The following is a 25,467-nucleotide window of genomic DNA, read 5'->3' on the forward strand; positions in this document are numbered from 1 at the left end:
CGTTTGTATCCAAGATTTCCATTCAAATATTCGGTAACAATCTTTATTTTAAATTCCTCACTATATTTGGCCATAATAATACCCCCAGAAGTTAGATTTATTACTCTAACTTCTGGGGGTCGGTACCCCTTGGAGCTTTTTTTAAATGGATTTGTTGTATCTTGCCGTTGATTTTTGATTCATCTTCTCTCTGATTCCATGAAGCGATAAAAAAGTGTTTTCTCACATCATCTCTTCGGAATCAGAAGCTTTTTTTATATTGAAAAACGGTTCAATGATATTGTGTAATAAAGCGATTTCAATAAATGATTGGATATGTGACAAAAGAATTATTGAAGTGCGATAATGTTTCTATAGCTAGCAGTTTAAAATATCGTTAAAAGGATGGAGCATATGTTTTCTTTGCAGGAGATTCGCAGTTTAAATGAGCTTGAACTGGCTGTCTATAATTACGTAATATCAAATGCAGATAAAGTTTACCATATGAGCATTCGCGATCTATCAGAACAAACGCATGTTTCAACGACAACGATTTTACGATTTTGTAAAAAAATGAATTGTGATGGGTTCACTGAATTTAAATTTAAGCTAAAAACGCTTAATGATAACAACGGTGTTGCCATGCCTACTGAGGATGCGGCACAAATGATTGATTTTTTTAAAAAGATCAATAATCAAGAATTTGATCAATTGTTAGATCGCGCAGCGGAGATGATTGTTAATAAAGATAGAGTTTTATTTATTGGGGTTGGATCCAGTGGCTCATTAGGTAAATATGGGGCACGGTTTTTCTCTAATATTGGAAAATTCGCTCAATATTTAGATGACCCGTTTTATCCTGTACCTGACGGCTATTATGATTCATCCGTCACTATCGTATTGTCTGTATCTGGAGAAACAGAAGAGACGCTAAGACAGGTCAGCCGTTTTAAACGCAAATCATCAAAGATTGTTAGCATAACAAATTATGAAACCTGTACATTAGCGAAGCTATCTGATTTAAATATCGCTTATTATATGCCATTGATAATGGTGCAAAATGAATTAAATATTACTTCGCAAGTTCCTGTTGTATTTATTTTAGAAATGATTGGAAGGAAAATTCAAAAATTGCTTCAACAATAAGTTCTTTCCTAATTATGATCATTTAACCGAATGCTGAGCCCTGACGATTCTTATTTGTTTTTTTTATGGAACAATTTTTATATGATGGAACATGTTTTTTTAGATACGGGATTTAATGATCTCTCCGATGCTTCCTTTTATAATGAATTAAAGCGATTACAGGTTGTAACTAGAGGAGAGAACACGTGATGAGAGCAAATGGTTTTCCAAAAGGGTTTCTATGGGGTGGAGCGATCGCAGCCCATCAAGCGGAAGGAGCTTGGGATAAAGATGGAAAAGGGGTTAGTATTGCAGATGTTATAACGGCGGGAAGAAATGGCGTTCCACGTGAGATTACTGACGGTGTATTGACGGGATACCAGTACCCTAGTCATCAAGCTATCGATTTTTATTCCCATTATCAAGAAGATATTAGGTTGTTTGCGGAGATGGGATTTAAAAGTTTTCGTACTTCAATAGCTTGGTCAAGAATTTTTCCGAAAGGCGACGAAGAGGAACCTAATGAAATTGGATTGCAGTTTTATGACGATATCTTTACTGAGCTAAGAAAGTATCAAATCGAACCAATTATTACACTTTCTCATTTTGAGATGCCTTATCATCTCGTTAAAAAATACGGGGGCTTTAGGAATCGGAAAGTGATTGATTACTTTGTCAAATTTGCTGAGATTGTCATGAAGAGATATAAAGATAAAGTAAAGTACTGGATGACATTCAATGAAATTAATAATCAAACTGATACAACCCATGATCTACATATTTTCACGAACTCTGGCATTCTTTTTCAAGAAGAGGACAACAGGGAAGAAATCATGTATCAGGCAGCGTTGCATGAGCTAATTGCAAGTGCAAAAGTGATTAAATTGGCTCGCGAGATTAACCCGGAATTTCAAATGGGGTGTATGATGGCATATGTTCCGATTTATCCTTATTCCTGTCACCCTAATGATGTCATGGAATCGGTTGTAGCTATGCGTAATCGCTGGTTTTTCAGTGATATTCATGTTAGGGGGAAAATACCTACCTACATAAAAGGTATTGGGAGCATCAAGGCTATGAAATTCAGTATTCTCCAGAGGACGAAGCAATTTTACTAGATGGAACAGTCGATTATATTGCCTTCAGCTATTATATGTCCGCTGTTGTCAGTTCCCGTGAAGTAGAGGAAAAGAATGTACCTGGGGAATTCGCCAATATGATTCGAAATCCTTATCTGCAAGTGAGTGAGTGGGGATGGCAAATTGATCCTGTGGGACTGCGTTATACACTAAATATTGTATACGAGCGCTATCAGAAACCATTATTCATTGTTGAAAATGGCTTGGGTGCGAAGGATGTTGTTGCAGAGGACGGCTCCATCGATGATCAGTATCGCATAAAATATTTGACACAGCATATAGAAGAAATGAAGAAGGCAATCACTCGCGATGGTGTGGAGATAATCGGATACACTCCATGGGGATGTATTGATATCGTAAGTTTTGGCACCGGTGAAATGGAGAAACGGTACGGATTTATTTATGTTGATAAAGATAATGCTGGAAACGGGACGATGGAGAGAAGGAAGAAAAGGTCGTTTTATTGGTATCAACATGTGATAAAAACAAATGGGGAACAATTGCATTTCGGGTCATAATGTGGAGCGAAAAGAGAAAGAATGCAATGGTGAAAATACTGAATATTCGATATATTTTTCAGCGTTAATTTTTGAGCATCCAAATAAGGAGGAATAGAAGATGTTTTCTAAACGTCAAAAAGATATCATCACCGTGTTATCTAAAGTAAATGAATCTATTACCTCGGAATGGATAGCAAGAGAGATAGGCGTTAGTGATCGAACTGTGCGAAACGATATTAAATTTATTCAAAAGGAATCAAGCGTTCTAGGTATTGAAATTCAGTCCTTGAGAGGAAAAGGATACATCCTCAAAATAATAGATCGGCAAAGATTCTTAACAGCTTTTGGTAAGCTCATTTCTGAATCAAATACGAGTTTAATGAATTACGCTGACCAGGAAAATAGGGTCAATCATATGCTCACACAATTATTGTTAACGAAGAGCTTTATAAAGTTAGAAAAGTTTTCCGATGAGTTATTTGTTTCGCCTTCAACTATTCAAAACGATTTAAAAGTTGTTCGTGAGATTTTAAAAAAGTACAATTTGAGGCTAATGAACCGTCCGTATTATGGAACGAAAGTAGATGGCGATGAGTATATGAAAAGACAGTGCTTATCAAACGCGGTATTGAATCGTAGTAATGATCTATTTGTTGACAGCGATTCCTTTCAGTTTCTTAATGAGGAGCTTTATGAAAAGGTAAAGAGAAGTTTAATCGCCAAATTAGCCCATTATCATATTGAAATTTCGGATATAGCGCTAACTAATTTAGCCACTCATATAACGATAGCCTGTAGAAGAGTGGAGGAAGGCTTGATTATTGAACAGTTTGAGGATGGAACGATTAATCAATATCCATTTGAAAAGATGGTTGCGAGTGAAATACTTCAGGAAGTAGAGCGATTCACTGGCCTTACGTTTCCGCACACTGAAAGGGATTACATTAGCATCCATTTATTAGGTACAAAATTGCTTAACGAAAAAGAATTGCAAGAAATAAGCGAATACGATGAAGTTGGAAGAATAGTCCGAACCATATTAGAACGGCTTAAAGCCGAATTAAATTGGGATTTTAGCGATGATATTGAATTTATCCAAGCTCTCACTTTGCATATTCGACCAGCGATAAATCGTTTGAAATATAAAATGAATATTAGAAATCCACTTCTTAATGAAATCAAAACGAAGTATCCAATTGCATTTGATGGGGCAATCATAGCCAGTAAATGTATAGAAGAGCATATCAAAATAGAAGTAATTGAGCATGAGATCGCTTATATTGCTCTTCATATTGGCGTGGCTTTAGAACGAAAGAAAACAAGAAGAAAGGAACTAAAAAGAGTACTTGTTGTTTGCGCATCCGGTGTGGGAAGTGCAAAGCTGCTTTATTATCGGTTGAAAAATCATTTCGAACGTGAAGTTGAAATTGTGGATACGATTAATTATTACAATTTAGTATCTTATAATCTTGCTTCCATTGATCTAATCATTAGCACAATTCCTATTCAAGAATCCATGCAAGTGCCTGTTCTAGTAGTAAATCCCTTTTTAGATGATGCTGATAAACAAAAGATTAGTTGTTTTTTAAAGGAGGATATGTATCAAGTTGAATCCTATCTGCATCCGGAAAGAGTATTTATTCACCAAGATCTAAGGGATAAATTCGAAGTGATCAATTTTCTTTGTCAGCAGTTGTATGTCCAAGGTCTTGTTTCTTCAGATTACGTTAATCTTGTTCTGGAAAGAGAAGCGCTGGCTCCAACTTGTTTCGGTGAATTAGTGGCGATCCCTCATCCAATGACTCCGGTGACGAAAGAAACATTTTGGACGATTTGTACGCTGAAAAGACCGATTAAATGGCATAAGGGGCAAATGGTCCAATTTGTTTGCCTCTTAAACATCCGAAAGGGTGGAAGAAATGATTTGGATCAAATGTATCAGAAATTAATTGCCATCATTGATAATCGGACAATGCTTCAAAGGTTAATCGCGAGCAAATCATTTGAAGAAATGCTCCCTTTGTTAAAGGCCCCTAAATGGCCAGATTGATAAAATGGTTCCATTCTTTTCCGGAGCCCAACGGAAAAACAAAAACTAGAGATAAAACGCTTTCATAATAGAATAGAATTATAGGATCCTATGAAGATTTGCAGTCGAACCGGAGATGATAAAGTTGCGCAAATGGGTCATAAATGCTGATGATTTTGGATATTCCAAGGCAGTTAACTATGGGATTATTGAGGCTCATAGAGATGGGGCTGTTACATCTGCCACTTTAATGGTAAATATGCAAGGAGCTAGGCATGGGGCACAGCTGGCAAAGGAATTCGAGAATTTAGGGGTCGGCATCCACTTTGTTTTAACATGTGGGAAACCGATTAGAGCAGATGTAACCTCATTAGTGAAAGGAGATGGAACGTTCCATTCTATTTCAGAGATCGAGAAGTTTGCGTCCCTTGAAGATGTAGAGAAGGAACTCATAAGTCAAATGGAATTATTTTATTCCTATGGTTTGAAGCCAACGCATATTGATTCCCACCATCATGTCCATGCTCTAGAAAAATTTTATCCGATCTTTAGAAAAGTAGCCCAAAAGTATAATCTTCCTATTCGAGCTAGTGGAAATGATGATCGGGATTTCCAGCCGATAGAATATTTTTGTCGAGAGTTCTACGGGAATCACCTAACCGTGGAAGGGACGCTGATGTTATTTGAGAGCTTATTGAATTACAAAACAGTAGAGGTTATGACTCACCCGGCATTCATCGATACAGCACTTATTATCGGTAGTTCTTATACGAAGGAAAGATTAAAAGAATTGGACATTTTAACCGACCGCAGAATACTTTCTTTTATTAAAGATCATGGAATCCAACTTGTTAGTTATAAAGGGCTCGACAGTTAATAATTAGGGAAAGGAAAAATAAAATGACAACTATTTCTGAGGAGACTATTTTCCAAATTATTTTACATGGAGGGGATGGGAGAAGCTTGGCAATGGAGGCGATTGCTTTCGCCAAAAGTGGGGATATTGCTGGGGCAGAAGTAAAATTAAAAGAATCTGAAGCAGCAATTAATCAAGCTCATCATATTCAAACGTCACTCATTCAGGAAGAAGTTAAAGGGAATCATTCATTGGTATCATTATTGATGGTACATGCTCAAGATCATTTGATGAATTCAATCACGGTAAAGGATTTAGCAAAGGAAATGATTGATATGTATAAGCTTATTTACAAAAAGGCTGAATAATACCGATGCAGTCATGCATTCTTGAAAGGAGTGATTTTTTTAAAAAAACAGCGTAAAAATGAAATCGTTTTCTTGGATTAAGGAGAATTTAGGGAGGAATGAGGATGAAAAAAATTTTATTAGTTTGTGCAGCTGGTATGTCGACTAGTCTTTTAGTAAACAAAATGAAGGAGGCTGCAGCCAATAAGGGAGAGGAAATCGACATCTTTGCATTGCCGATCTCAGAAGCAAGTTCAGTAGTAGATGAGGTAGATGTGGTGTTATTAGGGCCTCAAGTAAGGTATCAAAAAGCCCAAGTTGATTCTTTAGTAAAGGGGAGGGTTCCTGTAGAAGTAATCGATATGAGAGCATATGGCATGATGGACGGTGAAAAAGTATTAAATAGAGCATTTGAACTAATCAGTTGATAATGAGAGAAAATAAGGAGTGAATCACTATGGGGGTTATGGATAAATTTGAAAAAGGGATGGAAAGATTTCTTGTCCCAATTGCAGCGAAGTTAAATTCACAAAGGCATGTTGTAGCGATTCGTGATGCATTTATTTTAGCTTTTCCCATTACGTTAGCTGGTTCTTTGGTTTTGCTATTAAACTTTGCTATTTTAGCTCCAGACGGCTTTATTGCAAAAATCCTTTTTTTGCATAAGCTATTTCCTAATCTTGCAGACTACCAGCAAGTGTTCACACCAGTATTAAACGGTTCCACCAACATCCTCTCGATGTTTATCGTTTTTTTGATTGCTAGAAATATTGCGATTGAATTAAAAGCAGATGAGCTATTATCTGGGATTACGGGATTATCAACATTCTTTATCATCTATCCTGCTTATTTGAATGTAGAAGGTGCAAATTACCTTTCGACACAATGGGTAGGAGCACAAGGACTCTTTGTTGCCATAATAGTTGGACTATTAGTTGGTGAATTTTTTAGTAGACTTTCAAAATCGGAGAAATTGCAAATAAAAATGCCACCATCAGTGCCGCCGGCTGTAGCAAGATCATTTAAGGTATTATTCCCTATCGTTATTATTACGCTTGTTTTTGCCATCGGTAATGCGGTGATCAACGCTTTTTATGAAGAAGGGCTACACCAATTTATTTATGCAATGCTCCAAACTCCATTGAAAAACATTGGCGATAACGTCATTTCTTTAATTGTTTTAGCAGTTGTTTCAAATTTGCTATGGATTTTTGGAATTCATGGTCCAAATACAATTGCAGCCATTCGGGAAGCGATGTTTGCTGAAGCAAATATTGAAAACTTAAATTTTGTTGCTGCCAATGGTACAGCTTGGGGAGCCCCTTACCCAACAACATGGGCAATCAATGATGCATTTGCTAATTATGGTGGTTCAGGTATGACCTTAGGTTTGATCATTGCGATTTTCCTTGTTTCAAGGAGGAAAGAATATCGGGATATTGGAAAACTGTCAGTTGCACCAGGTTTATTCAATATAAATGAACCAATCATCTTTGGATTGCCGGTCGTTTTAAATCCAATTTTAATTATTCCGTTCATCTTAGCTCCAGCAGTAAATATTTTTATTGGATGGACAGCGATTCATTTTGAGCTTATTCCACCAATTGCATATTCCGTTCCATGGACAACTCCTGGTCCATTAATTGCTTTCTTAGGAACAGGCGGAAATTGGTTAGCGCTAATTCTTGGCTTTGCTTGTCTGGCAGTTACGACACTTATTTATATCCCATTCGTTATGGCTGCAAATAAAGCGATGGAATCAACCATTAAGACAACGAACAAAGATTCAGATGTTCCAATGTAAACTGCTGAAAGGAATGATTTCTTGTTGAATCAACATCCATTACAAGTTTCATGCGGACAGATCAAGTATTTATATGATTTTATTAACCACTATCGTGATGAAAAGATACACATAACGGTATCTCAATTAAATAGGATTGATATGAATATCATTGTAGAAACTGAATTGTCGCAAGAAGAATCCGTTAAGTATGTGAAGGAGCTATTGAAGAGCTCTCCAATGGGAAGTGCCTTATATTTTACCGTTAAATCTTAAAAATCGTTTACGAGATATAGGAGTCTTGGTTGAACAGGCTCCTATCCTTATGAGAAAAGATGAAAATACTAAACTAATATCATATAGAGGAGGCATTATAAGGTGAAAAACGGGTTGAAAATCGCAACAATAGGTGGAGGTTCAAGCTATACTCCGGAATTGATTGAGGGTCTTATTAAACGATATGAGGAATTACCTGTGTCGGAAATTTGGTTGGTCGATGTGGAGGAAGGGAAGGAAAAACTAGAGATTGTCGGAAATCTTGCTAAGAGAATGGTGAAAAAGGCAGATCTTCCTATCGAGGTCTATCTCACTTTAGATCGACAAAAAGCAATGAAAGATGCTGACTTTGTAACTACGCAATTCCGTGTCGGGCTGCTCGATGCGCGGGCAAAAGATGAAAGGATACCGCTTAAATATGGCATTTTGGGCCAAGAAACTAACGGTCCTGGCGGCTTGTTTAAAGGCTTAAGAACTATTCCTGTTATTTTAGATATTTGTAAAGATATGGAGGAGTTATGTCCAGATGCTTGGCTTATCAATTTTACCAATCCCGCAGGTATGATCACGGAAGCGGTGCTTCGCTATTCCAATATTAAGAAGGTAGTGGGTCTTTGTAATGTACCAATAGGGATGGAAATGGCTATTGCCAAACTGTTGGAGGTGGATCATTCCCGAATACGCATTGATTTCGCTGGTCTGAATCATATGGTCTACGGCTTAGAAGTTTATTTAGATGGAAAGAGTGTTAAAGGTGAAGTGATAAAAATGATAACGGAGCTTGACGACAGCAGCTTTGTGAAAAATATTCAAGGTATTGCTTGGGAGCCTGAATTTTTAAAAGCGTTAAATGCGATTCCATGTCCATATCATAATTATTATTATAAATCACAGGAAATGTTCGAAAAAACGAAGAAGGATGCTGAAACAAAAGGAACGCGTGCAGAAGTAGTCAAGGCGCTGGAACAGGATTTATTCGAGCTTTATAAAGATCCGGAGCTTAATATTAAACCGCCTCAATTGGAAAAAAGGGGAGGGGCCTACTATTCTGATGCTGCGATACGTCTTATTTCAAGCATTTATAATGATAAACGGGATATTCAGCCTGTCAATACAATCAATAATGGAGCAATCGCCAGCATCCCTAATGATTCGGCAGTTGAAATTAGTGCAGTTATTACAAAAGAAGGACCGAAACCAATAGCGATGGGTGATCTACCTATCTCTGTCAGGGGGCTTGTTCAACAAATTAAATCCTTCGAACGAATTGCAGCAGAAGCGGCCGTCACTGGGGATTATCATTTAGCCGTATTGGCTTTAACGATTAATCCACTAGTTGCATCAGATACATTAGCAAAAGCAATTGTTGATGAAATGCTAGAGGCACATAAAGAGTATTTGCCACAGTTTGCTTAAGTGAAGGGGTAAGAAATTAAATTAGTGCTAGTTATTCATGAGCAGCCATTATGACTTGTTTCATGTAGGTATATTACAATAACGATTTTAAAAATTAAAAGAAAAAGAGCTTACAAGTTTACGAAATGTGTAAGCTCTTTTTTGCGTGTTTAAATTTTTAAAATATACCACTTATTCTGAATTTAAGCAAACCGTAATGTTTTTATGGAAATAGGTCTTTTAAAACAGTAAAATCTACTCATGTACATTTTTTGTATATGAAAATAGTAATAAAGAACAAAAAATAAGAGAAGCAACGAAGATAAACAGTATTATGTGAAAAATCTTATAGAAAGAAATATCGAAACATTTCGCCAAAGATGCCACTATCAACAGAGGAGGATTCGTATATGAGAAAAAGAATTCAATTTAAGAAATTAAAAAGTTCTCAGAAGAAAAACTTTCGATTGAAAAGTATTTCTTTAAAAAAGCTATCGTTTATAAACATAAAAGGACAGGGTTTAAAAACGAAAATATTGCTTGGTTATGGGGTTGTTTTATTATTGCTCATTATCTTAGGAGCGAGTGTTCTTTTTAATGTAAACAGCCTTAATCGTCAAATAGAAAAAACGATTCAAGAGGATGTTCAGACCCTTACATATGAGTCACAAATGAGTTACAATATCGCCAATCGAATGGCGATGTTGAGGGGATTCCTTTTATTTGGAGATACCCAAGATAAAGAGCTTTTTGATGAATATACTAGGAATAGTAAGGTGTTAGAAGAAAAGCTATTGGAAATGGATAATTCCAAAGAGCTGGATCAGCTTCTATATGCAAGTAACAACTGGGGCATGCTTATTCAGGAGCGAGTGTTCACTGCTTATGACAGAGGCGAGCGTGAATTGGCTTTGAAAATCGTCAATGATCAAGTAGGTCCGATCGGGCAGCAATTGATGGATTCCTTTGATGAGAGAGTGAACGAGAAGGAAAAAATGGTCGAAAAAAGCGGCAAAGAGTTGCTTAATCGAGGAATTGCCATGAATAGCTTTGTGATTATTTTAACGATTATCGCGATTGTTCTTGGCGTAGCAGTTGCTCTGTTCCTTGCTAATTATATTGTGAGACCCGTTCATCATGTTGTCAATAAGATGAATCAAATTGCCAAAGGGGATTTCACAGGCGATGATTTAAAAATAATCTCTAACGATGAAATCGGACAGTTAAGTACTTCCGTTAATTTGATGTCTGTAAGTTTAAAGGGCTTGGTAGAGAGTGTGCAAAAAGTGACTGAACAAGTAGCTGCATCATCGGAAGAATTGTCGGCAAGTGCTGAACTAACAACGGCTGCCACGGAGCATGTTGTTAATAATATTAATGAAGTTGCCAAGGGCTCTGAAGTTTCGGCAGAAGTTGCGACTAACAGTGCGCTAGCGATGGAAGAGGTAAGCATCGGTGTTCAAAGAATCGCAGAGTCCTCCTCAGAGGTCGCAGCTATGTCGCAGCAATCTACTGATATTGCCAAAGATGGAAATGCAAAGATTGATCGAGCGGTAGAACAGATGAGTCGAATCTCTGGAACAGTCGAGTCGACTTCTACAATTATTAAACAGTTAGGGGAGAGATCGAAACAAATTGGTGACATTGTTACAGCGATAACTGATATTTCAAGTCAAACAAATTTACTTGCTTTGAATGCAGCAATTGAAGCAGCAAGAGCAGGTGAACATGGGAAGGGTTTCGCTGTCGTCGCAGATGAAGTAAGAAAATTAGCGGAGCAATCGCAAGAGTCAGCAGGGAAAATTAAAGAATTGATTGAGAAAACGCAGGAAGACACAAATGATTCGATTCAGTCAATGTTGAGAGTTGTAAAAGAGGTTCATGCAGGAACATTGGATGTCAATGAAGCAGGTGAGGCTTTTAAAAAGATTTTAGATGCTGAAATTCGGGTTGCAGAGCAAATACATGAAGTTTCTGCCATTTCTGAGCAGATGTCAGCCAATACACAAGAGGTATCAGCATCTGTTCAAGAGGTTCAAACGATCGCAACACAAAGTTCTGAAGGGACTCAAATGATCGTTACAGCTTCCAGAGAGCAGCTTGCATCGATGGAGGAAATTTCCGAATCAGCCAAGTCGTTAAGCGAAATGTCTGAAGCGCTGCAAAATGAACTTGCGAAGTTTAAAATATAAGTGAGGAAAGCTGGTGCGTTTTAAGGCACCAGCTTTTCATATTACTTCTGGATTTGGACATCTTGAAGTTTAACATATTGTCCGTCGCTAATCGTAATATACATATCCGATTGAACGTTTTCATTAGTGACAATACTATCGATTTGGTGCCTGCTGTCTTTTGAAACTTCTAAATAGCCCATCCCTATCGCACTGTCTAAAATTACTTTATATTCACCTGCGGGGATATCTTGCCCTACCTTGAACATTCCATTTTCATAGAGCCCGTCTTCTGGAATAATTGATGGAGCTGAATCAACTGGATACATATCTGCACCTTGTAGCTTGAAATATTCCCCCTCGTTTAACGTTACATAAGTGTGACCGCCGCTCGCCAAGTTGTCGTTAAAAATAATGCTTTCCAATTGTCCAGTACTATCAGATGCGCTCTCGATGTAGCCGGCTCCATTGGCAAAGACAAGATACTCACCGGCAGGAATATCGGAACCGATTTTATAAACCCCTGCATTGATTTTGGTATCAGTTTCTTCTTCCCCCGCCGAATCTTTGTTATCACGCTCATTGTTCGTTTCTTCCCCTTTAACTCCATTGTTTGTCGTTTCATCTGTCTGCGCGTTTTCGTTGGACGTTTCGTTATTATTTGCCTCCTCATCACCACATTGGGTTAGGGCAATGATGATAATGATTGCTAATAACCAAAACCACCATTTTTTATAAACAGGTTTTCTCACTTTATCTTTTGCCATGAATAACTCTCCTTTACATTTTAAGTTTTAAAAAAAGAGAATCAGCATTATTATGAGTTTTATGGACAAGAATTACCCACCCAAAAAATAATTAAAAAATTCTTCTTGCGCTCTCGAAAGGAATGCTCTATAATCAATTTTAAAATTAATTGAAATTTAAGAAATGAAAGACGATGAAGAGAAAAAGTAGGATTTAGCAATTTTACACAGAGAGCTTCGGTAGCTGAAAAGAAGCAAAAATTCGAATCTGAACAATGGCCTCTGAGTTTCGTGCTGAACATATCACATTTGATATTAGTAGGTTCCGACGAGATTTGGTACTCGTTATCAATACCACAGTATCTGGGAGAAGAATGCCCATGTACTCGTTGAGGCTGTTTTGTGTGAGCAAACAGTGAAGTAAGGTGGTACCACGTGAATGATAAACACGTCCTTATCCAGTGATGGATAGAGACGTGTTTTTTTATTTCTTTGCAAAACATTAAATTTTTAATTTAGAGAATGGTCTAGCTCCAACGCCTATCGCCTAGCAAGCTGCATAGCGCCTCTTTACGATAAGTCAACTTTTATCTTTAGTCGGAAAGTCTTCCAGTTTGCACGGCGATGAGCAAGGCACTTCCATTTCTCTAATAGGGAGGAATTATTGTGAATAACTATTTAGTGCTACAAACCGATTTTGGGATAAGTGACGGTGCTGTGAGCGCGATGTATGGAGTTGCGTTATCCGTTCATCCAGCTATACGAATATTTGATTTAACTCATGACATCCCTCAATACAATATTTGGGAAGGGGCTTATCGCCTTTATCAAACGATTTCTTATTGGCCGGAGGGGACCGTTTTCGTATCTGTTGTAGATCCTGGTGTTGGTTCTGAACGAAGGAGTGTCGTGGTGAAAACAGCGACCAATCACTATATTGTCACTCCTGATAATGGTACATTGACGCAAATTAAGAAGGAAATAGGAATTGTTGAAGCAAGAATTATTGATGAGAAGGTAAATCGACTTCCAAAATCTGGCGAATCATATACATTCCATGGCCGTGATGTATATGCATTTACGGGTGCAAGGTTGGCAACAGGAATCATCACGTACGAACAAGTTGGTCCTGAGGTAGAGGTTGATTCAATTATTGAATTGCCAGTATCTGAAGCAAAGTTAATTAAAGGGGGCGTGAGTGGCAGCATTGATATTCTTGATGTTCGTTTTGGAAACTTATGGACCAATATCGAGAGAGAACTTTTTAAACAATTAGATGTCGTTTATGGTGATTCCTTTGAAGTGACGATAGAAAATGATACACGTCAGGTTTATAAGAATATTATGACTTTTGGCCGTTCTTTTGCAGACAGCCATTTAGGAGAACCGCTTTTATATGTTAATTCTCTAGATAATATAGGCGTTGCTCTAAACCAAGGTTCTTTTGCAAAAGCATATCATGTAGAAACAGGGGTCAATTGGACAATTTCGATACGAAAAGTTCAGAATATAAGTTATAATTAATCGTATTTCCGAACGATTAACGATAATTCATTTGTGAATATGCGGGAAACTATAACAAATATTTAGAAAAGAGTTTATAATTAGTAATTGTAATATTCAAAAGATAAGGAGCTGGACATATTGAAAAGAAATTATTTATCCATTAAAACGATCGTAGCTATTGGAATTGGAGCTGCACTATTTATGATTTTAGCCAAATTTGCTTCCATTCCTTCTCCGATTCCGAATACTTCAATCCAAACCTCTTATGCATTTTTAGCGTTAATGGCTGTAGTCTTTGGGCCGATTGCAGGAGGGTTAATTGGTTTTATCGGTCACGCTCTTAATGATGCGATCTCCTATGGGTCAGTGTGGTGGAGCTGGGTTATTGTTTCCTTATTTGTAGGAGCGGTGATTGGTCTGTTTGCGAAAAATATAAACATTGAAGCAGGTGGTTTTACCGTAAAAAAAGTCATTACATTCAATGTTATTCAAGTAGTGGCTCAAGGAATTGGTTGGTTTTTAATTGCCCCGGCGTTAGACATTCTTATTTATGCCGAGCCGGCCAATAAAGTATTCGCACAAGGTATATTTGCAGGATTATCTAACATTGTTACGGTAGGGGTATTAGGAACTATTTTGCTATTCGCCTATGCCAAAACGCGCAGCCAAAGCAACAGCTTGCATAAGGAATTATAAGGAGTTTTTTTCGAGAGGATTCGATTAAGAAGATGAAAAAACCAGTCATTAAATTTAGCAATTATAGCTTTAAATACAACAGCCAGATAGAGCCCACGCTGCATAATCTGAACCTTACTATTTATGAAGGGGAAAAAGTATTGATTGTCGGACCTTCTGGGTCCGGGAAAAGTACGATTGGTCAGTGCCTCAATGGATTGGTTCCTTTTTCATATAAAGGTGAAGTGACTGGGAGCCTTGCGATTATGGGGCAAGAAGCAAGGGACTTAGATATTTTTACTTTATCCAAAATGGTTGGAACTGTTCTGCAGGATCCAGATGGTCAATTCATTGGCTTAACAGTTGGGGAGGACATTGCCTTTTCGTTAGAAAATGATTGTGTTGACCAATCTGAAATGGTGGAAATGGTCGATGATATTGCGAAAATGGTCGATATGGAAAAACGCTTGCAATCGTCAGTCCATCATTTGTCTGGCGGACAAAAGCAGAGGGTCTCATTAGCAGGAGTGATGGTTGACCAAGTGGATATTTTATTATTTGATGAGCCGTTAGCAAATCTTGATCCGACGACAGGGAAATCAGCCATTGAACTCATTGATCAGATTCATGAGCAGATGAATAAAACGATCATCATTATTGAGCATCGCTTAGAAGATGTTTTACACCGAAATGTTGATCGCATTATCGTTATAGATGAGGGGAGAATCATTGCTGATGAGCACCCGGATACAATATTGGCAGGTTCAATTTTAGAACAGCATCATATTCGAGAACCATTATATGTGAAAGCAGCAAAATACGCTGGGTGTTCATTGACAGCAGAGATGCGTCCTTCCCAATTGCGTACATTTGCTTTAAAAGATTGTCAAGAACAGCTGATAGCATGGTATGAAAACGTGGAAAGAGAAGGGCGGACAAAAAGCAGCCCACCTGTACTAGAAGTTGAACACCTGTCTTTTTCATATCACGGTGATCAGGAAATCATTCGAGACCTTTCTTTTTCCATCCAAAAAGGTGAAATGGTCAGCATCATTGGTAAGAATGGAGCAGGGAAATCAACTCTTTCGAAGCTGATTTGTGGATTTGAAAGGCCTCAGTCAGGGAAAATTATGTTTCATGGTCAAGAGGTGACTGGGGACTCGATTAAAGAGAGAGCTCTTAGAATTGGCATGGTGATGCAAAACCCCAATCATATGATTTCAAAAAATATGATATTCGATGAGGTTGCTTTAGGATTAACAATTCGTGGTGTCCCGGAAAACGAAATTAAAGAGAGAGTGGAAAAAACACTGAAAGTTTGCGGCCTTTATCCGTTTCGAAACTGGCCGATTTCAGCTTTAAGCTTTGGGCAAAAAAAACGAGTCACCATTGCCTCGATTCTTGTTTTAGAGCCGGAAATCCTCATTCTTGATGAACCAACTGCTGGACAGGATCTTCGCCATTATACAGAGATTATGGAGTTCTTAGTTGAATTAAATCGGCAAGGAATGACGATTCTCATGGTTACTCATGATATGCATATTATGCTTGAGTACACACCGAGAGCTATTGTCATTACAGATGGACAAATCATTGCTGACGATTCTGCAGCGGCTGTGTTGACGAATAGAGAACTTATTAAACAAGCTAATTTAAATGAAACATCCTTATTTGAGTTAGCAGAGCGCATCGGCATAGAGGATCCAAAGGAGTTTGTGGAACGCTTCATTGTCTTTGATAGGGAGGAGCGAGGGAAATGGCAGTAGAAATGCTCTCATATATTGAAAGAAATACGGCGGTGCATCGCTTAACTGGTGTTACAAAGCTCCTATGCTTTATCCTCTGGTCTACGGCGGCAATGCTTACTTATGATACCCGCATCCTTATTTTTTTGTTTCTCATGAGCATTTGGATTTTCATTGTTTCAAAGATAGAGATTAAGGAGGTTTCCTTTGTTCTCATTTTTATTTTCATTTTTTTGCTGCTGAATAATGTGGCGATTTATGGGTTTTCTCCTCAAGAAGGAGTCAAGATTTATGGTACAAGCCATGTTTTGTTTGAAATAGCAGGGAGATACAATGTAACGCTGGAACAGATTTTTTATCAATTTAATATTACCTTAAAATACTTTACAGTTGCCCCTGTGGCATTACTCTTTATTGTAACGACACATCCAAGTGAATTTGCTGCTTCATTAAATAAGATTGGAATTAGCTATCGAATATCTTATGCAGTTTCTTTGGCACTTCGTTATATTCCAGATGTGCAAAGAGATTTTCGTAATATCGCTCTGGCCCAACAGGCCCGAGGACTGGATATGTCGAATAAGGAAAAGCTGCCAAAGCGTGTGAAGAATGCCGCCTCTATCATTATTCCGCTCATTTTATCTAGCTTAGATAAAATTGAAACCATTAGCAATGCGATGGAACTTCGCGGTTTTGGGAAAAACAAAAAAAGAACGTGGTACAGCTCCCGACCTTTTCAAAAGAGTGATTATTTTGTCATAACGTGCTTTATTCTGATTTTAGTTGCGAGTCTTATCATTACATTTCATGATGGGAATCGTTTTTACAATCCATTTCAATAACGATAAAAGGAGAACCTTTTCATGTGAAAAGGTTCTCCTTTTAGACTGTCTACAAACACTTGACTTTCTTATTGCTTCGCCTTACCCGGCGCTCATTACCGATTATAGGAACTCTGTTTCTCGAAAGATACATGTTTTCATTCCGTCTCAAAGGAAACGGCTATCTGTTATTGTTGACTTTGCCTACGCTCTGCTTGCTTTTGGTATGCTAGCGAATTCTCATTTCTGTTTCCTTGTCAAAGAAATGTACTTTATTCATATCAAATGCGATATCGATGGTTTCACCTGGAGCAATCTGGCTACGCGAATCGATGCGGGCAACAAAGTCCTGATCCTCCAGAGAAGAATAGATCATCGTTTCAGCACCTGTAAGCTCGGCCACATCAACTTTTACTTGAAGTTTAGATCCTTGCGAGGCCTCAATAAATAACTGCTCATCATGAATATCCTCTGGTCTGATTCCCAGGATGACTTCTTTCCCGACATATCCTTGACTGCGCAACATTTTCATTTTCCCTTCAGGAATATCTATTGCTGTACTGCCAGTTACAAATTTGCCTTCTTCAATTTTTCCATTGAAAAAGTTCATGGAAGGAGAACCGATAAAACCGCCTACAAAGATATTTTCAGGGTTCTCGTATACTTCTTTCGGAGCTCCAACCTGCTGAATTATGCCATCCTTCATAACAACTAGGCGGCTTGCCATCGTCATCGCTTCGGTTTGATCGTGGGTAACATAGATCGTTGTTGTTTCTAATCGGCGATGAAGTTTAACGATTTCTGCACGCATTTGCACACGAAGTTTGGCATCAAGATTGGACAAAGGTTCATCCATTAAGAAGACCTTCGCATCACGAACAATGGCACGACCAAGTGCTACACGCTGACGTTGACCACCAGAGAGAGCCTTTGGTTTACGAGTTAAGTAAGATTCTAATCCTAATATTTTCGCCGCTTCCTTGACCCGCTCATCAATTTCCTTCTTAGAAAACTTTCTCAGCTTTAATCCAAAAGCCATATTATCGTACACGGTCATATGCGGGTAGAGGGCATAGTTTTGGAATACCATCGCAATATCTCTGTCCTTTGGTGGTACGTCGTTAACCCGTTTCTCGTCGATGTAAAGATCGCCTTTAGAAATTTCCTCAAGTCCTGCAATCATTCGTAATGTTGTCGATTTTCCACATCCAGACGGGCCAACAAATACGATGAATTCTTTATCTTCAATCTGTAAATTGAAGTCCTCCACCGCAGTAACTTTATTGTCGTATATTTTATAAACATGATCTAATTTTAATTGAGCCATCCTTATGACCTCCCTTTTGTTTTGAAAAGGCTTACAATAATAGTCTAGCGTTAGCTTTACATATGGACAATGGCATCTTGCACAAAAATAAGGAGAGCTTTTTAGGCAAAGTGCTGATAGAGTGAAGTTGGCTATCCTAAAAAGTTATAAAAATCTAATAAAATTAATAACATCTTATATTCTAAACAAACGTTTGATCTAATTTAATAAAAATATAGCTTTCCGAATTATTAACAATATTGTTATCTTAATTATAAGAATAAATACGAAAACTAGAATTGAGGTGTTTTCTTGACTTTATTGGAATTATTATTTTCCGTCATTATGGTGACAACTATGTTTTTGGGTGATTAAAAATCAGAACGTTTTGAAAATATTACTTATTTTGCAATGGATGATGATCATCTTACAAATATGGATATCCGGCTGGCGTTGGCCGATGATACCTTTGTATCTATTTACTATCGCTTTTACCATCTTGCTTACGAAGATACACCACAAGGTCCGCAATTTAAGAAAGGTCATACTGACAGCATTATTGCTAGTATTTGCTCTCGTGTTACCAGGATACTTATTTCCATGGTATACCATTGCTGAACCAAGTGGAGCTTATAAAGTGGGCACACATTCCTACGAAGTAGTGGATCATACACGAGATGAACGGTGGTCTAATATCGAACAATCACGTAGGATCATGGTCCAGCTATGGTACCCAACTGAAGATGTAAATAATACAAGTAAAGCACCTTACCATGAGCATCCTTCATTATTTATGAAAGAATTTGCTGAAAGTAATGGCATACCGGGATTTTTATTACAATCATTTGCAAAGCAAAAAACTCCAGCATATAAAGAAGCAGACCTCTTAGACCGAGACCAACCATATCCACTTATCTTTTTTTCGCATGGACTAGGAAGTAACAGAAGCCAAAATCAATTTCAAGTTATTGAGCTTGCAAGTCATGGCTATATAGTAGTCGGAATTGATCATACCTATTACTCACCTGGAACCGTTTTTCCTGATGGTACAAAACCGGGATTGGCAAATATAGAGTTTAGCGAGAGTGGAGAGATCATGGATCCGTATATTTTTGAATGGAGTGAGGACGCAAGAAGTGTGTTGAATTGGCTGGAACAAGTTGCAGAAGGCGATATTGATCTTCAACAAGAGCAGTTTATAGGTCAGATAGATTTGAGGAAAGTAGGATATTTTGGACATTCATTTGGTGGAGCAACCGCAAGTCACACATTAGCGGTTGATGATCGGTTTCGTTCAGGAATCAATATGGATGGATTTCCATATGGGAAAGCGGATGAATTGGGAGTAGAACAGCCTTTTTTAACGCTTATGAGTGATACAGAACGAGTGGCAAATTATATCGATGATAAAGAGTATTTGGAAGACTACTATCAGAAAGTTGAAAAGATCAGCGGAAAAGAAAATGTTATTTCACTGGAGGGAGCCCTGCATTTAGATTTTAGTGACTTTCCGTTACTATCACCTATTACGTCTTGGGTAGGGATGACAGGGAGAATGCAACATAAAAAGATTAATAAGATGACGTTAGAGTTTTTTCATGAAACACTCCAATAAATAGAATAAATTCTATCGTAATAAGTACACAAGTAAGAAGGTTTCCAATCGGAGGATTCCTTCGCAACAAAGATAGGATTGTTTTTATGACGATTTTCCCTGCAATTAACAGAGTGGAAATTTACCATTATGCTGATAGAATCTGTTTTCTACAGCTTAAATTGTAGCATGCCCCTTTGTGTTTTTAATGGGTATTTGTTCATTGTGAAACTGAATCGAAATAATTTTCTAATTAGAAAAAAATAAAACTATTAAACTCATTTTAACTGTGATAATATTTGCTTACACATCAAAAAAATTGTAGACAAGATTTGTATGAAAGGGGAGAATCGATAGGTATTTCGCTCTAGTATTTACGTTTTTTTTAGGATTGGGCGAAAGGGAAAGATAGCGAAAAAAAGTAATAAAAATGGAAAAGATTTTTAATAAAATGGCCCATTCTATTTATCAATAGGAATGGGTCATTAATGCATTCAAAATTAAATTATTTGTAGGGAGAACAGCGATGAAATTTTTAAAAATATGAAAGTATTACACAAATTACTTTGTCTTATTTTATTTTTTGCTATTTCCGTCCTTGTTATTTCTTATGTTAGCATTAGTAGATTAGCTGATACTGCCAAAAGTTCGGTTGAAATTTATGAGCAGCAGTTGGTTCCGAGTGAGTTGTTTAGCGGAATCAATGTCAATAACAGAGCAATCAACACCTATTTATTAGAGCTGTTAATAACGGAGGATACTGCACGAAATCAATATTTAAACGAAAACATTGATGCATCGATCAAAAATTCGCAAATAGTAGTAGACGAATTATCTTCCATGCAACTAATACCTGAAATAAGGTCGCATTTTGATGAGTTAGTTACGCTTAATGCAGATCTGAATATTGCGAGAGAATATGTAAAAAGTTTAGCGATGGAAAATAAAAATGAGCAGGCGTATCAGTTGTTTCAACAAGAAATTGAAAATAAAAGAGTAGAATTGAATGAACTTATAGATGAAGTTATAACTTTAAATTCGTCTAATGCAAAAGCAACCTACGAACAAGCAGTGTCCAATGCGGATCAAGCTACAGTAACAGTAATTATCGTAATCATTATTTCTATATTGATTACTGCTATTGGTGGTGTGTTAATTGCTGGATTAATTACAAGGCCGATCAAGAACATACAAGAATTATTAGGACTAGCTGAAAAGGGTGATTTTACCGTGGTCGGTCGTTATGATTCAAAAGATGAGATTGGCATGTTGAATCAATCCTTTAATAACATGATTGCAGGTGTGAATAAGGTTATTCGCACTGTGGGAGAAACTTCTGAACAGGTTGCCGCATCTTCCGAAGAATTGAGTGCAAGCGCTGAGCAAAGTACAAGATCAAGTGAGCATATTTCAGAAACGATTCAAGAGCTAGCTGTAGGAGCTGAGGATCAGGTTAAACACATTGAAGAAAGTACAGGCGTTATCAATCAAATAAATAATAGCACTCAGCAAATTTATGAAAATACACAAGAAGTATCTAAAACAGTCCATCAAGCTGCGCAAATGTCTGGAGATGGAAGAAAAGTAATTACCGAAGTAAATGAACAGATGAATTTCATTGATAATAAGGTGACTTCACTTGTTGAGTCTTTTAATGTATTATCTGCACGTTCAAAAGAGATTGGCAATATTATAGAGGTTATTACTAATATCGCAGCACAAACAAATTTACTAGCATTAAATGCCGCGATTGAGGCTGCAAGAGCTGGTGAACATGGAAAAGGGTTTGCGGTTGTTGCTGACGAGGTAAGAAAGCTCGCAGAGGAATCTGCAAACTCTGCAGAACAAATTTCTATGTTGGTTGCACAAATTCAAAGAGATACTGAAGAAACAATGGATACGGTTAATAATACTACTGTTGAAGTTAAAGAAGGGATTGCCGTTGTAGGAGAAGCTGGCAAGACATTCACGCAAATCGAGACAGCTATTAACGGTGTTGTTCCGCAAATCAATCAAGTATCGGAACTAATTAAAGAGCTCCTAACAGGAACAGATCATGTCTATACATCGATTGTGGAAGTACAAGGGGTTTCACAAGAGGCTGCTTCAAGTACACAATCAGTGACAGCAGCGACGGAAGAACAGCTTGCAGCGATGGAGGAAATTGCATCATCAGCCCATTCCTTAGCTTACTTAGCTGAAAATCTTCAAGATTTAATTAAGCAATTTAAATTATAAAAGTAAATATGTTAGAAACCTCCGATCCAATTATAAGGAAAGGAGGTTTCTTGCATATTTTTCAGATTGAATATTGAGAAAATTAATTTTAAACTAAATATGTATTATTGAATTTTATCGTATTTATTTGTTCATCACTGTAATTTTTTATTTATATAGGGGAGGCAAGGCGATGCTCGAAAAAATATTATTTAATGAAATACCTGTCAGAAATATGGAGAGGTCCATTTCATGGTATAAAGAGGTTCTTGGTTTGCAGCTGGTCTGGTATTCAAAGGAGGAGGGGCTGGCACAGTTAAATCTTCCTTCAGGTCAGATGATATTTTTAAATGAAACGAGTGATGAAGGTACGAATGCAAATTTTATGAAAAACGGGAGGGAGCACAATGTCATAGCGTTTCAAGCTTCTGATATTGAAAAACTATACGAGCACTTGAAAGTACATCATGTATACGTGGAGGATATCATTGATGATGGACTTGGAAACCTGTTTTTACACTTCCATGATTTATGGGGAAATAGATTCTGTGTACAGCAAGATGTGAATTTAGCGTGAAGCTTCATTTTTTAATGGGTCCATCTTCGTTTAGCATGAATTGGAACAAGAGTCTAACAAACTTCATGTACCGGCACTTGGATATTTACAGGCGCAAGTTTTCTTTATTGCAAGAACGGGTGCTGTATTGTTTATCCGACGTTGAGTAAAAAAGAAATCTCCTTTGATTCATCCTCGCAGGACAAAGCTTGCTCCACGCTTTTGAGCTGTTTTCTGGAATTGTAGGGTAAAATTCCGGAATTAAGGCAATTTTTCCGGAAATACGTCTGCTTTTTCCGGAATTAATCACGATTTTTCCGGAATTCACCTTCGTTTAAGTAATACACACGATTTTTTGTTCTTTATCAATTGTCGTGATGACAATACACAATGGCTACTCGACTAGCCAAAAGTACTTAAACAATAGGTTGTCACTGATAGAGAGAAATGATGGAGCCGGACTATAAAATGAAGCGACACCAAAAGCTGAAAAAGAGCGAATGGGAGATCATTCACTCTTCAACCATAACGAATTATTTTTTATTTTTAGTTGTTTTGCCATCCACAGGATGCGGCTCTCCATATCCTTCCACATTTCCTGCATGTTCTTGATGATACTTTGATCCTTCTTTGTTAAACTCTTTCACTTGTTTCGTTTGAGGTTTATTTATGTTGTTAGCCAATGGGAACACCTCCTTTCTTAAAATCAATTTGTTGTAAAGGATTTAAGCATGAATTCATCTTCAGTTATATACTCTTTTAAAAATTCGTTTTCTATTCATCAACCAGTACTATTTAACAGAGATGAACGCGTAACGAATCCTTCCTTTTTACAGTCTAATGCAATAAACAGATCGCGTGGTGAATAGCTTGAAAAAGTTAAACATGCTTAGTATTTTGATTACTCTTTTAATATTGACAACAAGCTGTGGGAAAGAGACTAGTAACGCAGATTTTCGAAAAGATGACTATCAGGAAATCGTTGCACCTAATAATCAATTAGGGTTTGAATTATTCTCTAAGGTGAAACCAAATGATGATGGAAATATTTTGATTTCACCTATTAGTTTATTTATGGCATTATCAATGGTTTTTAATGGAGCAGATGGTGTAACGAAAGATGAAATGACCAATGTTTTAAATAGTAAAGGAATAGATGCAGAGAAGTTGAATCAGGCTAATGCATCTATGGCATCGATGCTGCAAAAGGACTCCAAGAAAATTCAATTGAATGTGGCCAATTCAATATGGCTAAATGAGGCTTATCAGTTTCAAGCTGATTTTGCTCAAAATAATCAAGATTACTATAATGCCATGATCGAAGAAATTGATCCTTCTGCGCCTAAATCAGCTAAGAAGATTAACAATTGGGTTAAGGAAAACACAAATAAAAAAATAGAAAAAATTGTTTCGGATCAATTGAATCCGTCATTAGTGGCGATGCTTATTAACGCCATTTATTTTCATGGTGAATGGAAGTATGGTTTTAATAAGAATCAAACAGAGAATCGTCCGTTTTATAGCGATGGTGAGACTATTAATGAGCTTCCTGCAATGTCTCTTAATGAAGAATTACCCTACATGGAGAACGAGGATTTTCAAGCAGTGTCTCTTCCTTACGGCGATGGAGAAATGAGTATGAAAATATTCTTGCCGAGAGAAAGCTCCAGTTTAGAAGAGCTTGAACAAATATTCTCATATGATAATTGGATAAAGTGGAATTCTCACTTTCAAAAAAAGGAAGGAACGATGATCCTCCCGAAGTTTCAAATAGAATATGAAACACTGTTAAATGATGCGTTAATCGCTCTTGGAATGCCCTCAGCGTTTAATGATGATGCAAATTTCTCAAACATGTTCGAAGGTGCTTCTTCTGTGGCAATTAGTGAGGTAAAGCAGAAAACATTTCTCAACGTGAATGAAGAAGGGGCGGAAGCGGCTGCGGTAACTTCAGTAACAATGGAGGAATCAGCGAAAGTCACTGCTGACGAGCCATTCTACATGGAGGTGAATCGGCCATTTGTGATAGTCATGACGGATGAACAGTCCGGTACAATTTTGTTTATCGGTGCTATCTCAAATCCAAAGGAAGGAGAATAAGCATATTAAATTAAAAATAGCATCGACTTTTGAATAGAAATCAAAATCGATGCTATTCGTTTTTTTTAGAAAGATTACCATGTATGAAAGTTTATATTGTTAGGTATTAGTCTTTTTATGGCTTCAATTTGGTCTGGATTTAAATCATAACCAACAAATTCGGTCCCATTATGTTCAGAGGAAAAAAAGAAACAACCTTTTCTACGGAAGAATAAGGAAAACCATTTTAGCTGGTTTTCATCGCCAAGAAAATTAGAAGTAAGATATTCTGTGATCTTTGGTGTTAATGCTCCGGAATATACCGTTTCATTCCGATCCACTTTATAGACAAGCTCCGTCAAGAATCTTTCCTTTAACTCATTTATCACTTCTTTTTCATCATTCCAGCATCTAATTTCTAACGAATCAGACATAGCTAAAATATAGTTCATAAGCGGCTTCCAAAAGGAATAAGACACGGAAATACGGTAACCACTATCTGTGTATTCAAGATCGCTAATTTCAAAATAAATATTAGCTGTGTTCATATAGATCACCTGATTGGTAATTTTTTCTATTTATGGTTTATGGAGTACTAAAGTTATTATCTTTTATTTTGAGC

The 25,467-nt window shown here is 37.2% G+C and carries 21 protein-coding genes, 1 pseudogene and 1 other annotated feature; of the genes and pseudogenes, 18 read left to right on the forward strand and 4 right to left on the reverse strand.

Annotation, left to right across the window (positions count from 1 at the left end):
* The first annotated feature begins 393 nt into the window (after positions 1-393).
* From PZE06_RS14740 to PZE06_RS14785, 10 genes and pseudogenes are all read left to right on the forward strand, one after another.
* A complete protein-coding gene (locus tag PZE06_RS14740; RefSeq protein WP_150916726.1) occupies positions 394-1,125 on the forward strand; it encodes a MurR/RpiR family transcriptional regulator in 732 nt (243 codons plus the stop codon).
* Between the two features lie 188 nt (positions 1,126-1,313).
* Positions 1,314-2,761: pseudogene (locus PZE06_RS14745) on the forward strand (6-phospho-beta-glucosidase).
* Between the two features lie 100 nt (positions 2,762-2,861).
* Positions 2,862-4,793, forward strand: a complete 1,932-nt coding sequence (locus tag PZE06_RS14750) for a BglG family transcription antiterminator (RefSeq protein WP_150916728.1) — start codon at positions 2,862-2,864, stop codon at positions 4,791-4,793.
* Positions 4,794-4,908: 115 nt separating this feature from the next.
* Positions 4,909-5,649 (forward strand): chitin disaccharide deacetylase, encoded by a 741-nt coding sequence (gene chbG, locus PZE06_RS14755; RefSeq protein WP_150916730.1) that lies wholly within the window; start codon positions 4,909-4,911, stop codon positions 5,647-5,649.
* Positions 5,650-5,672: 23 nt separating this feature from the next.
* Positions 5,673-5,996, forward strand: coding sequence for a PTS lactose/cellobiose transporter subunit IIA (locus PZE06_RS14760; RefSeq protein ID WP_150916732.1), 324 nt, complete (start codon positions 5,673-5,675; stop codon positions 5,994-5,996).
* Positions 5,997-6,100: 104 nt separating this feature from the next.
* Positions 6,101-6,403 carry a PTS sugar transporter subunit IIB gene (locus PZE06_RS14765; RefSeq protein ID WP_150916734.1) on the forward strand — a complete coding sequence of 101 codons (303 nt, stop codon included), beginning with the start codon at positions 6,101-6,103 and terminating at the stop codon, positions 6,401-6,403.
* A 29-nt stretch (positions 6,404-6,432) separates the two neighbouring features.
* Positions 6,433-7,779 (forward strand): PTS sugar transporter subunit IIC, encoded by a 1,347-nt coding sequence (locus PZE06_RS14770; RefSeq protein ID WP_150916736.1) that lies wholly within the window; start codon positions 6,433-6,435, stop codon positions 7,777-7,779.
* 21 nt (positions 7,780-7,800) lie between these two features.
* Positions 7,801-8,034: a hypothetical protein gene (locus PZE06_RS14775; protein ID WP_150916738.1), complete on the forward strand. Its 234-nt coding sequence runs from the start codon at positions 7,801-7,803 to the stop codon at positions 8,032-8,034.
* Between the two features lie 102 nt (positions 8,035-8,136).
* Positions 8,137-9,450: a 6-phospho-beta-glucosidase gene (locus tag PZE06_RS14780; protein ID WP_150916740.1), complete on the forward strand. Its 1,314-nt coding sequence runs from the start codon at positions 8,137-8,139 to the stop codon at positions 9,448-9,450.
* A 389-nt stretch (positions 9,451-9,839) separates the two neighbouring features.
* Positions 9,840-11,621 carry a methyl-accepting chemotaxis protein gene (locus PZE06_RS14785; protein WP_191963241.1) on the forward strand — a complete coding sequence of 594 codons (1,782 nt, stop codon included), beginning with the start codon at positions 9,840-9,842 and terminating at the stop codon, positions 11,619-11,621.
* 41 nt (positions 11,622-11,662) lie between these two features.
* Here PZE06_RS14785 and PZE06_RS14790 read toward each other — a convergent pair whose 3' ends face one another.
* Positions 11,663-12,367: an Rv1352/Rv1906c domain-containing protein gene (locus PZE06_RS14790; RefSeq protein WP_150916744.1), complete on the reverse strand. Its 705-nt coding sequence runs from the start codon at positions 12,365-12,367 to the stop codon at positions 11,663-11,665.
* 164 nt (positions 12,368-12,531) lie between these two features.
* Positions 12,532-12,805: a binding site (T-box leader), on the forward strand.
* A gap of 207 nt (positions 12,806-13,012) precedes the next feature.
* On the opposite strand from PZE06_RS14790, the gene PZE06_RS14795 reads away from it, so the two are divergent.
* From PZE06_RS14795 to PZE06_RS14810, 4 genes are all read left to right on the forward strand, one after another.
* Positions 13,013-13,870 carry an SAM hydrolase/SAM-dependent halogenase family protein gene (locus PZE06_RS14795; RefSeq protein WP_150916746.1) on the forward strand — a complete coding sequence of 286 codons (858 nt, stop codon included), beginning with the start codon at positions 13,013-13,015 and terminating at the stop codon, positions 13,868-13,870.
* A 120-nt stretch (positions 13,871-13,990) separates the two neighbouring features.
* Positions 13,991-14,548, forward strand: coding sequence for an ECF-type riboflavin transporter substrate-binding protein (locus PZE06_RS14800; RefSeq protein WP_150916748.1), 558 nt, complete (start codon positions 13,991-13,993; stop codon positions 14,546-14,548).
* Between the two features lie 32 nt (positions 14,549-14,580).
* Complete coding sequence (locus PZE06_RS14805; RefSeq protein WP_150916751.1) at positions 14,581-16,293, forward strand: ABC transporter ATP-binding protein; 1,713 nt, start codon at positions 14,581-14,583, stop codon at positions 16,291-16,293.
* Complete coding sequence (locus tag PZE06_RS14810) at positions 16,284-17,114, forward strand: energy-coupling factor transporter transmembrane component T family protein (protein ID WP_150916753.1); 831 nt, start codon at positions 16,284-16,286, stop codon at positions 17,112-17,114. Before PZE06_RS14805 ends, PZE06_RS14810 begins: the two co-directional genes overlap by 10 nt.
* 208 nt (positions 17,115-17,322) lie before the next feature.
* Here PZE06_RS14810 and PZE06_RS14815 read toward each other — a convergent pair whose 3' ends face one another.
* Complete coding sequence (locus tag PZE06_RS14815; RefSeq protein WP_150916755.1) at positions 17,323-18,420, reverse strand: ABC transporter ATP-binding protein; 1,098 nt, start codon at positions 18,418-18,420, stop codon at positions 17,323-17,325.
* Between the two features lie 439 nt (positions 18,421-18,859).
* Between PZE06_RS14815 and PZE06_RS14820 the strand changes: the two genes are divergently transcribed.
* The 3 genes from PZE06_RS14820 to PZE06_RS14830 all read left to right on the forward strand — a co-directional run bounded on the left by PZE06_RS14820 (position 18,860) and on the right by PZE06_RS14830 (position 22,787).
* Complete coding sequence (locus PZE06_RS14820; RefSeq protein ID WP_191963240.1) at positions 18,860-20,014, forward strand: alpha/beta hydrolase; 1,155 nt, start codon at positions 18,860-18,862, stop codon at positions 20,012-20,014.
* Between the two features lie 522 nt (positions 20,015-20,536).
* The gene (locus PZE06_RS14825; RefSeq protein WP_150916758.1) at positions 20,537-22,231 is read left to right on the forward strand and encodes a methyl-accepting chemotaxis protein; all 1,695 of its coding nucleotides are present in this window, start codon (positions 20,537-20,539) and stop codon (positions 22,229-22,231) included.
* A 172-nt stretch (positions 22,232-22,403) separates the two neighbouring features.
* On the forward strand, positions 22,404-22,787 hold the full coding sequence (locus tag PZE06_RS14830) for a VOC family protein (RefSeq protein ID WP_150916761.1): 384 nt from the start codon (positions 22,404-22,406) through the stop codon (positions 22,785-22,787).
* 512 nt (positions 22,788-23,299) lie between these two features.
* Here PZE06_RS14830 and PZE06_RS14835 read toward each other — a convergent pair.
* On the reverse strand, positions 23,300-23,449 hold the full coding sequence (locus PZE06_RS14835) for a hypothetical protein (protein ID WP_191963239.1): 150 nt from the start codon (positions 23,447-23,449) through the stop codon (positions 23,300-23,302).
* A 187-nt stretch (positions 23,450-23,636) separates the two neighbouring features.
* Between PZE06_RS14835 and PZE06_RS14840 the strand changes: the two genes are divergently transcribed.
* The gene (locus tag PZE06_RS14840; RefSeq protein ID WP_150916764.1) at positions 23,637-24,866 is read left to right on the forward strand and encodes a serpin family protein; all 1,230 of its coding nucleotides are present in this window, start codon (positions 23,637-23,639) and stop codon (positions 24,864-24,866) included.
* A 74-nt stretch (positions 24,867-24,940) separates the two neighbouring features.
* Here PZE06_RS14840 and PZE06_RS14845 read toward each other — a convergent pair whose 3' ends face one another.
* Positions 24,941-25,393 (reverse strand): hypothetical protein, encoded by a 453-nt coding sequence (locus PZE06_RS14845; RefSeq protein WP_150916765.1) that lies wholly within the window; start codon positions 25,391-25,393, stop codon positions 24,941-24,943.
* Positions 25,394-25,467 lie beyond the last annotated feature (74 nt).

The organism is Robertmurraya sp. DFI.2.37, assembly GCF_029211245.1.
Lineage (GTDB): Bacteria > Bacillota > Bacilli > Bacillales > Cytobacillaceae > Robertmurraya > Robertmurraya methanolica_A.